General features: G+C 30.2%; 13 protein-coding genes. 7 read left to right on the forward strand and 6 right to left on the reverse strand.

What is annotated here, in order from left to right; all coding sequences use genetic code 11:
- Positions 1-27: 27 nt before the first annotated feature.
- Genes FUA22_RS10380 through FUA22_RS10395 form a run of 4 tightly spaced genes read right to left on the reverse strand, consistent with a single transcriptional unit; the run spans position 28 to position 5,798 of the window.
- Positions 28-1,011 (reverse strand): HIT domain-containing protein, encoded by a 984-nt coding sequence (locus FUA22_RS10380; RefSeq protein ID WP_206667099.1) that lies wholly within the window; start codon positions 1,009-1,011, stop codon positions 28-30.
- 9 nt (positions 1,012-1,020) lie between these two features.
- Positions 1,021-2,268, reverse strand: a complete 1,248-nt coding sequence (locus tag FUA22_RS10385) for an McrC family protein (protein WP_147768035.1) — start codon at positions 2,266-2,268, stop codon at positions 1,021-1,023.
- The gene (locus tag FUA22_RS10390) at positions 2,269-5,472 is read right to left on the reverse strand and encodes an MrcB family domain-containing protein (protein ID WP_147768036.1); all 3,204 of its coding nucleotides are present in this window, start codon (positions 5,470-5,472) and stop codon (positions 2,269-2,271) included.
- Positions 5,469-5,798 (reverse strand): nucleotide pyrophosphohydrolase, encoded by a 330-nt coding sequence (locus tag FUA22_RS10395; protein WP_147768039.1) that lies wholly within the window; start codon positions 5,796-5,798, stop codon positions 5,469-5,471. Before FUA22_RS10395 ends, FUA22_RS10390 begins: the two co-directional genes overlap by 4 nt.
- A 193-nt stretch (positions 5,799-5,991) precedes the next feature.
- Between FUA22_RS10395 and FUA22_RS10400 the strand changes: the two genes are divergently transcribed.
- The 7 genes from FUA22_RS10400 (at position 5,992) to FUA22_RS10430 (ending at position 10,231) form a co-directional block, all read left to right on the forward strand.
- Entirely contained in the window at positions 5,992-6,369 is a 378-nt protein-coding gene (locus FUA22_RS10400) for a (deoxy)nucleoside triphosphate pyrophosphohydrolase (RefSeq protein ID WP_147768041.1), read from the forward strand.
- A 179-nt stretch (positions 6,370-6,548) separates the two neighbouring features.
- Complete coding sequence (locus tag FUA22_RS10405) at positions 6,549-7,076, forward strand: hypothetical protein (protein WP_147768043.1); 528 nt, start codon at positions 6,549-6,551, stop codon at positions 7,074-7,076.
- Positions 7,077-7,180: 104 nt separating this feature from the next.
- Complete coding sequence (locus tag FUA22_RS10410; RefSeq protein WP_147768045.1) at positions 7,181-7,990, forward strand: pentapeptide repeat-containing protein; 810 nt, start codon at positions 7,181-7,183, stop codon at positions 7,988-7,990.
- 1 nt (position 7,991) lies between these two features.
- Positions 7,992-8,618: a nucleotidyltransferase domain-containing protein gene (locus FUA22_RS10415; protein WP_147768047.1), complete on the forward strand. Its 627-nt coding sequence runs from the start codon at positions 7,992-7,994 to the stop codon at positions 8,616-8,618.
- Complete coding sequence (locus tag FUA22_RS10420) at positions 8,615-8,908, forward strand: hypothetical protein (RefSeq protein WP_147768049.1); 294 nt, start codon at positions 8,615-8,617, stop codon at positions 8,906-8,908. Before FUA22_RS10415 ends, FUA22_RS10420 begins: the two co-directional genes overlap by 4 nt.
- A gap of 158 nt (positions 8,909-9,066) precedes the next feature.
- Entirely contained in the window at positions 9,067-9,687 is a 621-nt protein-coding gene (locus FUA22_RS10425) for a hypothetical protein (protein WP_147768051.1), read from the forward strand.
- Positions 9,688-9,862: 175 nt separating this feature from the next.
- On the forward strand, positions 9,863-10,231 hold the full coding sequence (locus FUA22_RS10430; protein ID WP_147768053.1) for a hypothetical protein: 369 nt from the start codon (positions 9,863-9,865) through the stop codon (positions 10,229-10,231).
- Between the two features lie 100 nt (positions 10,232-10,331).
- Here the strand turns inward: FUA22_RS10430 and FUA22_RS10435 are convergent, their stop codons facing one another.
- Complete coding sequence (locus FUA22_RS10435) at positions 10,332-15,143, reverse strand: RecQ family ATP-dependent DNA helicase (protein ID WP_147768055.1); 4,812 nt, start codon at positions 15,141-15,143, stop codon at positions 10,332-10,334.
- A 178-nt stretch (positions 15,144-15,321) separates the two neighbouring features.
- Entirely contained in the window at positions 15,322-16,458 is a 1,137-nt protein-coding gene (locus tag FUA22_RS10440; RefSeq protein WP_147768057.1) for a hypothetical protein, read from the reverse strand.
- Positions 16,459-16,529: the final 71 nt, after the last annotated feature.

Raw genomic sequence — 16,529 nt, forward strand, 5'->3', positions numbered from 1 at the left:
CATGATTTGCTATAGCAAAATAAAATTCTAATTTGTATAATCTGCTTTACCTGGAATCACTGCCCTTATACCTCCTTTGGGGTTTATTACATCATTTCTTCTTCTTGGAATCATGTGCATGTGGCAATGCATTATTGTCTGGCCAGCAACTTCACCTATATTGTATCCAATATTAAAGCCGTCTATAGTACTATCCTTTTTAATAATTTCACTTTTAATTTCATGAGATAATCTAGTTATAGAATTTATTTCTGCTTGAGAAAGTTCAAAAAAATCTTTACAATGTCTCTTTGGAATTAACAAAATATGATGTTTTGTAATTGGAAAGCTATCGTAAATGGCTAGAGCAAGTTCATTTTCTTTTAATATTTTGTTTTCTGAAATAGAGCAAAAAATACAATCCCCACTTCTAAGACTATATTGTGCATTCAAATTGCGAAAATCTGTATCATCCCTATCTCTTTTATTAGCATTACAGGTATAGCATAATGCCTGATAATTATCTAAAGAGTCTTCTCCTCCAATATTTTTTGGTATTATATGGTCTACTTCCAAAGCTTTTTCCTCTTTAGATATTCCACAAAGTTCACATCTACCTTTGGCTCGCTTTAAGACGTTATACCGGATTGAACCAGGCACAGCTTTCCTATTCCTTCTCCTGTGTTCCCAAATTTTTACTCCTCTTTTATTTATGTATTCATTAATCTTATCCTCACATAAAATTATAATTTCTTGAATATCCTGTATTGATAGGTCATCGAAACCAATCAAATGATAATTACTTTTATCTTTTTTAACAACACCATTTTTTCTTAAAACACGCCCTACCATATTATTGGTAATCCCTTCATAATATTCAATTTGGGAAAAATCATAGCTAAGTATTTTTTTAGCTATTTCTTTTTTGTGAGCAGTACCACCAAGTTCCAGTAAGGTCTTTATCATTACAGGCTGATAAATGTGAGACATGCTCATCCTTTTTTCTATATATTTTCTAATATCTAGTGCCAAGATTATTATTTAATTGAGCATTGCTAATATTTCATCACCTAACATGGGATTTAAGCTACCGGCTTTCATAACCTTTACAAACCCTAGTTTACATTTATTTTCGCCTTGTCTTCCCCTGTGGAAAGTTCCATAAGATGTAGATTGGGGGTTTGATGAAGGGTACAAAAGCATACTTTTTGGAGCATCCCAATAAAGATTATAAGCGTACATCTGTTTTAAATCATCGTCCGAAGGTTTAGTGGGGTCAATTATCTTCCATTTCGTATCTATAACAAAATTAGTTTCCATACCTACTTCATCTTTTTTAGAAATAACAATATCTGGCTTAATCTTTTTGTTTTCCCAAAAATTAGTGCTGTTTTGAAAACTAACTTTTAAATTTTCATTTTGGTGTTTTGTTAAAGTCCTGAATACATACTCCTCCCACAATTTGTTCATATCAAAAAGTAGCGCCAACATATTTTCATTACCACCCTTTATGTCAGGAGAATAATTTAAAATAATCATTTTGGCAATTTTCAAAGCTTCCTCATACATTAACGTTTTTCTATTAGTCACAACTTTGTCAAAATGTTTTTTGTTTACTTCGATATCATCAATACTTGGGAATTTTGCTAATGTTCTTGAAACACCATCCTTTAAGGCCACATTATTGGTGATGTTTTTTAAAATAATCAATGCTCTAAAGAGAATTTGATTAATTAGGTTATTATAATCATAAACCTGATGTATAGTATAGAAGCGCTCCTTGTGGATAAAATTCTGTTGTGTGTTCTTTGAGAAATCAAGTCTTCCCTTTAAAGCTTTCAAATTTCCACTATCCTTTCTATATTGCTTAATTAAGCCATTTTCTAAAATTGAATTCACCTCTTTAAGAAAAACCTCGAAATATAAATCCAGTAAAGAATGATACCTTTTTTTTAGAGATGCTTCACTTACAGAATCAACCCTTACCTTTTTGCATTTGGCCAACATTTTAAGAAGAATATTATGCCAAACAGTTCTATCATTTTCATATGCCTTTTCTCTATCTGCCTTTGGCAGTATTTCAATAGTAATATTCCCTATCTGTATAACACCTACAAATTGTTTAAATTTTACGCCATTTCGGATAGCTTCAAAGTATATATTATCATTAGCGTCATTATATTGCCATAACCTTTCTATAACTTTCTTTCCAACCTTTTCATTAGGAAAAAAAGATACATCATTAGCTTTAAGCCTTTCATATTCAAAAACCTGTATTGGCTTACCCATTTAAAAAATACTTTTAAAATCCCATGCATCATGCGATTTTATTTTATAGACATCTCTTATCTCTAAATCAGATATAATATCTGGGTCATAATCTTTAAAATTCGCAAATTTGAATTCAGTATTTTTCTTTTTTACAAAACTATTGCCTAGAACAAGCCCAATTTTACCAAAATCTCCAAAAAAATACTCCTCTAAAAGTGGGATAATTTTGTTTTTGAAACAATCCTTTAATTTATTTTCATTATCGACTTTAAGAAAGTAAGAATGCCCAATTTTATGGTCTTTATCTATTAGCTTTTCTATTCTATTGTTTATAACTTTTAAAAGAGCTCCTAAATCAACTTTGTCTGCTCCGTCATTTACCATTATAACGCCACCAACATTCTTAGAATCTCCTGCTATTTTAGTCAACTCTGGCTTGGGTGGCATTTCTTCAAAGAAAAAGCGCCTTCTAAGTGCCGTGTCAAGAGCTTCAACACTTCTATCGGCTGTATTCATAGTGCCTATTATAAAAACATTATTGGGCACCTTAAATGGCTTCTTTGAATAAGGCAATATAAGTTCTATTTCCTCTTTTCCTCCTTCTCTTTTGTCTGGCTCAATTAGGGTAATTAACTCACCAAATATAGAGGCAATATTACCTCGATTAATTTCATCTATAATTAATACATATGGCTTACTATAATTATCAGACTCTTCATTTACTACTTCTATACTATCCAGTATTTCATCAATTACTACAGATGCGTACGACTTATAGGTAGGATTTTTGTTTTCAAAATACACTTTAGAAAGCTCATTAAATGACAAGGACATTGGAGCTCTTTTGGTACCGGCTTTTACGGTTATGGAATTAGATGAGTTTTTAAATAACTCGAATGTCTTGCCGTATCTTGTTGTTAATTTAGTGTTTGATTGCTTTTCATTTAAGTCGGGTAATTCGTTAACATAATTATCATAATATTCTTTAAATAATTCAACATCCATTTCATTATCCTCAACTATATCCTCAGAAACTTCATCTATCGCCTTAATCAGCATTTTAGTCTTTTTACTAGCTTCAAAACATATTTTTTTGAATATCCCGTCTTGCACTTCATATGTAACTTCACCTCCTTTTGTAACAGGTTTTATACCCTCAATAAAATCTTCATAGCTCATACTTTGATGAAATGTTGTGAAAAAGATTCTACCCTCTTCAACTCGTCTATCAAATAATGATTTTACTTCATCCCTATTATTCCAATCTAAAGCTTGCTCTTCATCCTCATTTATAATTTCCAATGATTTATTGACACTATTATATGTTTTTCCCGTACCTGGGGGGCCAAACAGAATTGTATTTAAATGATTATTCATATTGCCATAATTTTTTACATCCTCCTCAAATGGGCTTATTTTTTTGTATACATCTTTAATAAAATCTGGATTTGAGAACCTTCTAAATGGGGATTTGTAATTTTTATTCAATTCCATACTTAACCCATCAAAAATTTGCATTTCAAATTCTTTAGCACTAGAAATAACATTCCAAAAAACATCGACAGGATTTCCTTGAGTATCGCTAAACCTTCCAGCGTCTTTACTTAACTGTTTATCAGAAATAAAAGAATAAAAAGTTTTATCTGCATTCTTTTCTATCATAAATCCATACCGCGTTCCCACAATAAAAACTAATCTATTCTTCGATTTTCTAACATTAAAACTAATTCTTTCATCATCTCGACTTAGATTATTTGAACTTACAAAAGACCTTAAAATGTTTATAAATTGCTCGAAGTTATCTTTTGAAAATTGATTTTTTACTATTTGATAATCAGAAGATTTAGAACTTTCTATCAATTTCAAAATAGTCGAATATTGTTGTCTTGTAGCACTAAAGTTAGTACCTTGATTACCTCCTTTAAAATCCTCGAAAGAATTAAATTCACTAAGGTCTGATTTTAGAATAGGGCTTTGTGTTATATTATATTCTACTTCAATATTTACTCTATCCGATTTAATATTTAGGCTTTTATCCGTATAATACTTTGTTTGTGAATCGTCATCAAAAGCATTGTAGACAGATGATGTTACTTTAGCCAATGCATAACACCCAGAAACATCTCCAGTAACCCAAATTATAACTTTATCGCCTTTTTTAATTTTATCTTTATGGGCTTTTACAGACCAAGTAGTAAGCGCATTGTCTTGGAGAGAATTTGTAACATTATAAATCTTTGGATTCCCTTGAAAGACCCAGTAATTTGTTTTTTGTTTAAGTCTTTCTTTATATAAATTAATTAATTCATTTAAATCATCATTTAAACTTTCTGATTGGTCAATATGTTCCACATCATAGGATTTAAACACAAAAGAATTACCATATCTGTAAGGAATACCCAATTGATTGTTAGCAAAATACTCTTCCAAGGTTTGTTCTTCTTTCACAACCCATTCAATTTCTGGTTTATTAGTTTCACTAACTCCATAAGTTAAGAACAACTTACCCAACTCCTTAAAATAAAGATAACCTGGATATATACCCTTACTTGTTTTGTTAGGTGGAATCAAAAACGAAATCCATGAGATTTTAGCTGGTGTTCCCTGTCCAAAGGATACTTTTACTTTTGTGTCGAGATAATTTTTTATATAATCTCTAGTCTTTAAATTATCTGTATTTGATTGATCTAAAAACCTCATCAAAACAGGTTTAAAACCTACCTCATCTGGTTTAAAATTTGAACTGCAATTATTTAATATCTTCTGGTAGTCTTCTTTTTCTGAAAGAGATTGTAGTTGTTGGATATTTAAAAGTCTATTATTAGAGGCTTTTGTGTTAACTCTTTCGCCATTAAGATAAGTTGTTTCACTGCTACCTAAACTCTTCCATTGCCAATTAATTGGTGTATCTAGTTGATGAATAATTTCTAGACAAACAAAATCATCCCATTTTCCATTAACTCTAAATTGCTGGTCTTTATCAAAAAATGAAGACTCCTCTATTTGCTCATTAAAAGTTACGGTAATGTCTTTAGACTCAACTTTAGTAAAAAGAACATAATTCGAGTGGGTATTAACAACAAACACATAGTCCCCTATATTTAAGTTCCTAAACATTTTTTGATTCCAGTAAAAATATTGCCCACTTTTATGAAATAAATCTTGTGAGTTGCTATTTGCAGAACTCTTAATTTCATAAACCATTACTTGTTTGTCAATCATAAATCGGTATATTTTTTAGCCGTTCCTTTTGCCTTATCTATAGGGTACTTTTTGGAATTTTCTTCTATTTTATCAAGTATAATTTTTTCAATATCTAAATTATGCTTATCAGCAAGTAATAAGGCGAATGAGAAAATATCGGCAAGCTCCTTTTTCATTTTTTCATGGTCTATATCTTCATTATCCTTCCACAAAAACAACTCCAATAATTCTGATGCTTCTATTGAGATTGCAAGCGCCAAATCTTTAGAATTATGAAATTGCTTCCAATCTCGTTCGTCACGAAAATTTTTAAGTTTAGTTATTACTTCTTTTAAGTTGGTCATTTTTTCAATATCACTTAACGTGACTAAATATAATATAAATTGTAAGAAATTCTAAGTGTAAATTGAATGGAAATTATCCTAAGACATCGTTGTTTTTTTATATTTTTAGAATAATTAATATTAATCTAGATTTAAAAAATTAAGTACATACTTTGTAAAAGGGTATTGGTTTTCATTGGTTATAAAATATGACATGATTAAAGTTGTTTGTGGTATAATAAAGAATCAGGGTAATTTTTTTATTTGCAGAAGAAAACCAGAAAAATTTTTAGGAACTTTTTGGGAGTTTCCTGGAGGCAAAATTGAAAAAGGTGAATCTGAAATAGATGCATTACATAGAGAGTTACAGGAGGAACTTGAGATGTCAGTTAAAGTTGAAAAATATCTTGGAAGCTCCATATATGAGGAGGGTGAATTTAAAATAAAGCTTATAGCTTATCTCTGCTCTCTAGCAAATTATAATGGCAAATTAACTGACCATGATGCTTTTAATTGGGTTCCAATAGAAAATCTTTTATCATTTAACTTAGCACCTGCTGATATTCTCATAGCTAAAATGATTGCAAATTAATATGGTATCCCAAAACTTTTCTTTTAACAAGATTTTAATTTATTATGATATTCCATTTGTAGGACTTATCTTTAAATCTCTAATAGGTAAACACACCTTTTGGTGTATATATATTAAAAATAAACACACTAGTGTGTATTCACTTGTTGGCAGCAATTGAAATCAAAAAATATAGTATTATGAGAACCCTATTTTTAATTGGAATTATTACCGTATTCACATTTTCCTGCAAAAACAATGATCAAAAGACTGAAGCATTGGATACAGAACAAATTGAAAATGAATTGAAGGCATCAATCGAATCAAGGTTTTTTGCTTGGCAGAAGAATAATTACGAAACCTATGTAGCCGGTTATCATGTCGATTGGAAGCGTTGGGGAATGCGGGAGGATGTATTAAATACCTATTCTGATATGCGTGGTTTTTGGGATTATATGAAAGCTAATGAAGAGTCGCAGGAGATGGAAATTAATTTAATCGATTATGATCTTATGGGTGATGGTAATGTTGCACTGGTTCATTATACTGCAACAGAAACTTTTAAGTGGATTGGACCGGATAACCAAAGAGGCTGGAAAACAGGTGATATATACAAGGGAATATTACGTTGGAGTGACGTAATGGTGAAAGAAGATGGAAAGTGGCTATGCATTGGTGGTCATAGGGACTTGAGCCAGCCAGCTGCCAAGCTTATCAAATTAAATTGAACAAATGCTGCCAACAATGTATATAAGCCATTAACACGGATCATATACTCACCGTTGTAGCCAATTTGAACACACATAGAGAACAACTTTAAAAGAACATAAAAATGATAAAAGATAGCGGAAGAGTTCAAGTTATTGATAAAATCATAGATGGAAAAATAACTGAAGAAAACTACCATAATAAGTATTTTTTGAGAGTTGGTTCAAAAGCTGATAGATACGAAAACATTGATTTTAGTCATACTTATTTTGACCATTGCTACTTCAGAAATTGTGTGTTTGACTCTTGTAATTTTAATGGATGTAAATTTTTAAATTCAAATTTTTCAGGCTCTACTTTTGTAGGTTGTGATTTTACATATGCTACTTTTCAAAATACTGAAGTTGATGAAGAAATTTTAGATACTGGCTGTCCAGGCTACGACAATTTGAAATTAAAATTCGCAAGAACTTTAAGAAAAAATTTCCAAGGATTAGGAGATGCAGAATCAGCAAATAAAGCAATCAAGATTGAATTAGACGCGAGAAAATCTCATTTATGGAAATGTTGGAATTCTAATGAGTCCTATTATCGAAAAAAATATACAGGCTGGAATAGATTTTTTGCGTTTTTCAAGTGGCTAAAATTCAAAATAGAAGAGTTTGTATGGGGAAATGGAGAAAGTACATTAAAATTAATTCGTTCAGGATTTATATTTTGGATAATAATGACTGTTATTGATGTTTCTTTGACTGGAAACTTTAATGAGATATCAAGTTATTGGAATTCTTTCATTAAAATGCCCCAAATTTTCTTAAGTATTGAAAAACCAATTAATTATTCAAATTTATATTTAAGCATAATATTTATAATTCGAATTGTTGCTTTTGGTCTATTTATGTCAATATTATTAAAAAGATTTAATAAGCGATAAAATGTACATATATGTATTTGGTTCGATTTGTAGAGGAGAAATTGATGAGTTTTCTGATGTAGATTTATTAGCAATCGTAGGTTCCAATGAAAAAATAAATTTTCAACTCGACACACAAAAATTTTCAATTTATAAAGAAAAAAGAATGGAAGAGCTTTGGGAAGAAGGAAACCCTTTTGCTTGGCATTTATTTCAAGAATCAAAGTTAATTCATTCTAATAATAACGAAGATATTTTGAGAAATTGGGGAAAACCAAATCCATACAATAATATGGAATCAGATTTAAAAAAATTTTCTTCTCTTTTTTACGATTCTTTAGAATCAATTAACAATTCAGAATACTCAAATACATTTGATTTATCAATGCTGTTTTTATCAATTAGAAATTTTGCTTCGTGTTACTCATTAGGTGCTTTAAATGAATTTAATTTTTCAAGAAAGTCTGCAATAAATTTAAAAACTAATAAACTCAATATTTCAAATGAGAGTTTCTCAATTTTAGAAAGAGCGAGAATTTTATCTACTAGAGGTTCTGGAAAAGTAATTACAGATTTAGAAAAAAACATAGTCCTAAAAGAAACTGAATTAATTTCTGATTGGTTTCAATTAATACTAAAAAAAATATGAGTGAATTTAATAATCGTATTGAGCTTCAAAGAGAAGTTATTAAAATAGTTAATAGTGCAAAATTTGAATATGAGATTACAGGTCTTTCAAAAAATGCGATTGAACGTTGGCTTATGGATAATAGATTGGATTCAGAATCCGACTTAACAAAATTATTATATACAATATCTAGCAAACTATTTTTTCTAGCAAACAAAAGTCAAGAACAAATTACGGACAGCTATAAAAAAATAAGTTCGGAAATATCAATTCTAGTACAGAATTTGAAAAATAAAATAAACGGAAAATAAAAAAACTGGCTACTTAAGATTGCTATAAGTAATTGCTTGTTCTCAACTACTTCTGAAAATCCGCGAGGATTTTCCTTTGGTTCGTTCCATTTTTGTTAAGTTAGTTGCTCAAACACGGAACTATCCTTACACAAACCGTTGTGTAACATTTAAAAAAAATGGAAAAAATTGAAACATCATTAGTCGAAACAATAGAAACTACTGATATAAATTCTATAAATAAGGATTTGGCTGAAGTTGTTATAGATTCGGTACTTGATGATGGACTTTTGAAAGATATACCCATAGTGAATATTATAGTTGGACTAAGGAACTTTGGTTCTAAAATCCATAAAGGTATTTTCATAAAAAAAGTTCTCACATTTCTTTCTAACTTGGAATCTACCACAATAAGAGAAAGACAAAATTTTATTCAAAAAATCGAGAAAAGTGAAACTTATAACAATAAAGTTGGAGAAGCTTTAATAATGATTCTTGAGAAATGCTCTGATTTAGAAAAACCAAAAATTATTGGCAAACTTTTTAAAGCTTCTATAAAAGAAGAAATTGACTATCAAACATTTTTGAGATTATGTTCTCTAATAGACAGAGTTCATATTCCTGATTTAATTCACCTAAAGAGTATTCATAATGGTCAGAATATAAATTCAGTTATTAAAGATGAACTCTTTAGAGCTGGTTTTTTAAACAGAACAGAATTTGGGCAAGTAAAAATTGATGGCTCAAATGAGTATTATATTAACAATTACGGAAAGAAATTTGTCGAATTGATATTATAAAAATAACGTTACACAACACCGGCTATAGTTCATTATTTCTGACTTTCCTTGCGGAAAGTCCTCACGGATTTTCACACAACGAAACCATAGCCAAACCGTTAATTACCTAGTAGAAGTTTATAATGAAGAAAACAACATTTATTTTACTAACAATAATTTTATAGTTATAAGTATCATGAGCAAATCTGAATTGTCCAATATTATTAAATCCCCTTACTCTGAATTAATTAAATTAAAAATAGGATTACTTGTAAGGGCTACAATGCCTGAGATTTTAGAGCTAGAATTGATTTCTGAAACTGAGGCAAAAAAACTTACAGAAAGCGATTATAGCAAGATGATTTTCGATATGAACTATCCTGTCTTAAAAATTGTTGATGAAGACCTTTCTATACTAGACAATAGAAGCATTGGTGATTATACTAGATATTATGCAGAGCCTCATTACTTTAAAAATGCACGATACCTAATTTCTAGTGAATGGTATGATAGAAATCACGAAGATTACATACGGTGGTTAAAACGAAAAGTTAAAATCGACTAAATTACTTAAACAATTAGAGTAAATGAAAGGATTAACAAGTGAACAAGTTAGATTTTTAAAAGAACACAAAATTTACCAAATCATCTGGCATTACCTGTATTTATTGTTGGGCATTGTGCTTTCTAAATTTCAATTCTGGTAAAATTATCAGAATCTCATCCTCTAATTCTTCTTTCTGCCAGTATACTATATAGTTTATTTTCGATTCTGCTAGTTTATATCCTGATTTATCAAATTCAATTATTTTCTCTTTATAACTATTTGAAAATTTTATTATACAATTTCCATTTTTGTCAGAACACCCATCTTTGTTGGCGATTAATTCATCACCGCATTTAAAACTGGTTATAATATCCTGTTTTGAAATGAAATAATCCAACCAAATTTCCTTATGAGTCAAATGCGCTAGCAATGTGTTTGATGGATTATATTGAAAATTGTCATTTATACGTTCCATTTTATTACAAGAAATACCATCAAGATAATTGCCATTTAAGTGAATTGTGAGGTTTTGTTTAGCTCGCGTCATTGCAACATAAAGCTGTCTTCTTTTCTCATCATTGTCAGGATTGAAACCATTAAGTATTAGAAAAACATTATCAAACTCTTTACCTTTAGACTTATGAATAGTTGAAACAAAAATGGTTTCTCCGGTTGTATTAATAAAGTCTTCGAATTTCGATTCTTTCACAAAAACCTCAAAGTCTGACTGATATTTCTTTTTTGGGTTACTTAACTCAAAATCCTTAATTAGGTTAATACAAATATCAATTTTTGTACTTTCTTTATATTTATCCCAAAGGTTTCTCTTTGCAGTTTTCCAGGTGTTGTCGCTAATAATATATTTGTCTTCAGTAAAGTTAAGTTGGTTAATAAAGTATCGTACTTCTAATAAGTTAAATAAACTAAAGCTATCATTGGTTTGAATCAGTTTTGCCGGTAATCCATTATTTAATAAAAGCCCTTCTATTTGTAATGCCTCAGAGTTTGTATGTGTTAAAACACAAGTAGTTCCTTTTAAACTAGAAGATAATATGCTATTAACAACAGGTACAATTAGATTAGAGCTTTGATACTTAATTAATTTTAAATGTCCAGTCTCACTTGTATGAGGGATAATAGGAGTTTCTTTAAGGCGGTGGGTAATTTGTTCGACAAATTGATTGGTGAATTCTATAAGATTTGCTTTGCTTCGATAATTTACAGTTAGTTCAACTTTTTTAGCATTTTGTTCTGTAATAAATTGTTCCAAATATTTAGAGCTAGCTCCTCTAAATTCGTAGATATTTTGGTCATCATCGCCAACGGCAATTACTCTCATTTCTTCATTTTGTTCCATCAGAGCTTTTATTAACTCAAACTCATGATTATCCATATCTTGAGCTTCATCAATAACCAAGACTGTTTTTGTAATGCGGTTGGGCTCAATATCATTATTTTTAATTTTCTCAACAGTTTTGCTAATAATCGTTTGTGATTTTTCAATTGAACCAACCTTCCCTAATAAGTCGAAACAATATGCATGAAAAGTTTTTATTTCTATAAAACTAGCGGCATTTCCAATTAAACCGAGTAGGCGTTTCTTAAATTCTGTTGCAGCTGCTCTTGAAAAAGTGACCATTAGAAGTTGTTCATGTTTTACATCTTCCATTAGCAATAAGGATGCAAGCTTATGTACCAAAACTCTTGTTTTTCCACTTCCAGGTCCAGCAATAACAGCAATATTTTGAGAATTTTTATCTTTTACTATTTTTAGTTGAACTGGAGAAAGGTCTCCAAAAAGTTTTCTAAATTTTGCTGGTGTTATATTTCTTTTAATTTCTTCTTGTCGTTCAACATTAAAGTACTTTTTCAAAAAAGAGCTATAGTTTAACTGAAAATAATCTTCAACGAATTGCAAAGCTTCCTTATAATCGCTAATCATTTTTTTAGCATATTCGCCCACAATATGAATCTGCTGTATTTTATTTTCATAAAACTGATTTAGTTTTTTGTAGTCTTCGGCTTTATACCTTTTCTTATTATCCTTTTCTAGTCGTTCAATGGTTAGTTTATTATAAACCACAAGGAAACCGCCTTCTATTTTTATCGCATCAATTCTGGACAAATAAAACAAGGCATCTTCAACATCTGTGAGTTTGATATTAAGCTTAAATAGAGCATTTTGTCTTTCATATTCTTCTTTGAGCTGATGAACAGAGAATTCAACCAAAACTTGTTCTTTGGCTGCTTCTTCAGGGGATAAGTTTTTAGTGCTTTTTAGATAAAGAAAATCAACAATAAAACGGGCTAATTCATGTCGTTTTTCAAGTTTGTCTTTTAATTCTGTTTTTGAATAGTTAGATAGAATGGATAAATGGTTTTTTGAGAAATCTTGTTGTTTCCTTTTTATCCAATTTTTAATTACCCAAAAGTTGATTATGGTTTTTATCTTATTTGGCGAAACATCTTCACAGCCATTTTCCTCTGCCTGTTCATTAAGTTCCTTAATATGAAATATCCTTTCTGATTCATCAAATTGGGATACAAGAAACTTCTCAATATTACTAATTGAGTTAACAATGCGGCGTGAGCGGTTTTTATTTTCACCTCTCTTGATAAAAGCCGTTAAGTCTTTTGTGTCAGCTAATATTTTTTCTTCTCGCAATAAATTAATAACATTAATAACATCCTCTTTGACTATTCCAAGATGGTCTGAGATATAGTCTATTCTTGATTCTGCTACTTCTTCGGTTGCCTGTTTTCTACTCTTACTAGAAAACAGCTTTTTAATAATCCTAACCGCTTGTTGCTTTTGTTTTTCATTAAAATTTTCAGAAAGATTTATTTTTTCAATAGCTTCTTGTGCATTTTTAGACAGGATACTATTAGCAAAAATTCGTGGCATATTTTGGCCTCGTTTAAGGTATCCTGCTTCTTCCAATGCAGATATTGCAGTCGTTACCCTTGTTTCTATTTCAACTACATTATCATCCCAACCTGCTTTACGGGCAATTTCTAATGCTGAATTAGAAACATTTGAACGAAATCGGGTAATATCTTTTATTGCTTTCCAAATTTGTTGAATCTCTTTTATATTCAACTTGGTTTGATTAAGCAAAATAAAATGCTTGCTTAAATCATCTTCATTGAAAAGGACATAACAATCTGCAGTAATACTATCATCTCTTCCAGCCCTACCTGCTTCTTGAACATAGTTTTCAAGGGAGTCTGACAATTCATAATGAATTACCATCCCGACATCCTTTTTGTCTACTCCCATGCCAAATGCAGATGTTGCAACCATTATATCAACATCACCACGTATAAATGCATCCTGGTTTTCCGACTTTTCCCCTTTATCCATTTTTCCATGATAAGGCTTTGCAAGATATCCGTTATTTGACAACCTTTCTGCTATTTGGTAAGCTCTTCGTGTTCTTGAAACATAGATAATTGTTGGGCACTTTTTCCCATCAATCAGATTGCGTAATGTATTGTATTTATCCTCGTCGTTATCTTTAGGAATTACTTTGTAGCTAAGGTTGGTACGTGCCGTTTTTGAGCTAAAAGTTTCTAAGTTTAATGATAGTTTTTCTTGGAAATAATCCTTGATATCCTGAATTACATTTTGTTTTGCAGTTGCCGTGAAACAAGAAATTGGAATTCCTGTTTCAAGGTTTTTCTTTTCTTGCAATGCTTTAATAAAATCTCCAATATAAAGGTAATCAACTCTAAAGTCTTGTCCCCAAGATGAAAAGCAGTGCGCTTCATCAATCACAAACCGAACTACATTTCGTCCAAGTAATAGGCGTTCGATTGATTTTGACCTGAGAGATTCCGGTGAGATATATAAAATTGAAGCAGAACCGTTTTCAACTCTCCATAAAGACTTTGCCCTTTCGATAGGGTCAAGCAACCCATTTATTGTAACAGCTTCTGTAATATTTGCCTTTTCTAGATTATCAACCTGATCTTTCATTAACGATTGAAGAGGTGAAATAACTACTGTTAAGCCTTTTACACTTTCCCCGCTCATAAGGGCAGGAATCTGAAAAGTTATCGACTTACCTCCTCCGGTAGGAAACACCGCTAATATAGACTTATTGTTAATGGCAGCTTTTACTGCGTCCTCTTGCAATGTCTTACCACCATAAGTTCTATAAGAATCGAATCCGAAAAATTTTTTTAATCCAATTTTTGCATCAAGTGATTTATTGCAATAGGAACACCCTTGTAAACAATGATTGTTTCTTAATAAATAAATGACTCTTTCAACTTCTGGATAATTTTTTATTACCCATGGAGGAGTTATGGAATATCTACTATCAGTGTTTATTAATGCCAAACAATAAGCTAATTCTATTGGATTTTCTTGAACTAACTTTGCCAAATCAGCATTATGACAAATTTTATCAATAAACCATTTCTGTATAAGACTGACAATATTGATATTAGAGAATGAAGAATTAAGAAAATCAAAGAACCATTGAAATTCCTTTTTGTCACCCAATAAAGCATGATAAATTTGCTTTAACTCAATATTTATTTCTTGGAATGCTGATATTTCATCATAAAATAAGTCTTTTGCCTTAATTGCATCGTTTAATGGGTTATTTAATTCCTCTGTTTGAAGTTTATCATCTTTTAATAGTGAATGATACGGTTTGGAAGGAAATAATAATGGAGATAAATATAACGTGTCAATGGTCTTTACGTTTGAAATAATTCTATTTGTAGCTTTTTCAATATACGGTATATCATGTTTAATAATGTTGTGACCGCAGACATATTCCTTCTGGCCAATAAAATTCAAAAGCTCAACAACTGAATTCGAATGTAAATTATATCCATTTCCTGTTATGCCACCTACATCAAGGATTTTCTTGCTTTTAACGTCAACTTCAGTATCTATGAAAACGATATTATTCATTATTATTAATTCGAACTGCTAGTAAATGTAAGGTTTTCGTTTCATGTGCCACAACGTGTTTATATAAGATTAGTTGCGTGCTTTAAGAACCTAATTTAGCAAATACAAACCGAATAGAAAATTCGCTAGGATTTTCGTAAATAGGCTAGTACTACCAATTAATTTTATACGGTGTTAGCTATAGTACTTTTAATTTTTTGTTTCCTAAAATATATTCAATTTTCCCAAATGAAGTATTATAATAATAGAGTTCTTTTTCTCCAGTTATTTCAATTTTCTTTTCAGGCTCTAACTGACCACCATATAAATAGGTTGGTGCATGAGCAGGATTATTTAAAAGTTCTTCCATTTCCAATGAGGTCGGATGCGTTAATTCAAATAAGCTCTTAAGTCTGTCGCATAATCCTTCTTTTTTATTGGTTTTAACAGGAAAAACATAATTATATGAATCAATTTTGGTTAAAGAACTGTAGTTAACTTTTGTTGAAGGAAATTTTATTCCGTCAATTTCTGGATTGCCAATTACATATTCCAATAACATTTGAGGTATAATATATTCAGGTTTGAAGTTGTCTTCGCTATTTTTTACTTTAATAGTAGAAGCTAATGTTAAAGGAAAATAAACTAAATACCTTAATATATATGTAAATTTAAAACCCTTATCAATCTCTTGCTCAATCTTTTGTAAAAAATCATCGACTAATAAAATTTCTATGATTTTAATGTTTTCTTTGTTTTGGAGTCTTGAAAACCATAAGTTTCTGAATTTAGGTTTTCCAAATTCTTCCCAACACACGTATGAACTATCTCCTAAATATAGAGAAGGAAAACCTGGTATGCTATATCTATTTGTTGAAACTAAAGTTCTCAATTTGAAATCGATATGGAATAAATCTTTACTTTCAAAAAACTTACCATTATCTGGTCTGGCTCGATAGAAATTTTTTCCTTTTGGAATTTCAGTTTCATATTGGATATCTTTTAAAAAAGCCTCTTCTAGACCTTGAGTAAAAATTTGATTGGCTTTAAAGGGTTTACCAGCATAATAAAAGTCCAATGTATCTAATATTATTTTATTTAATTTTTTAATTTTATTAAGAATGACATCTTTTTGATTATCTAAAAACGGTATTTTTTCATTAATAATGGCATTTAATTTGTCTTTGAAGAATTTTTCATAATTGTCCAAAAGTTCTTTTAAAAAACCAGGAAAATATCCATTTGAGTTTTTATAGTTATTAGGTAAATTAAAGATATTTGCATTATCTTCAACGAGCTTTTTTATTTCCTTAAATGTTTTTTCGTAGTTCGTCATTCGGTATTATAGCTAACGGTATAGGCTATGATTTCGTTGCGTGCTGAAAATCCAGCGGATTTTCCACCGTA

Source organism: Seonamhaeicola maritimus (genome assembly GCF_008056315.1).
Classification (GTDB): domain Bacteria; phylum Bacteroidota; class Bacteroidia; order Flavobacteriales; family Flavobacteriaceae; genus Seonamhaeicola; species Seonamhaeicola maritimus.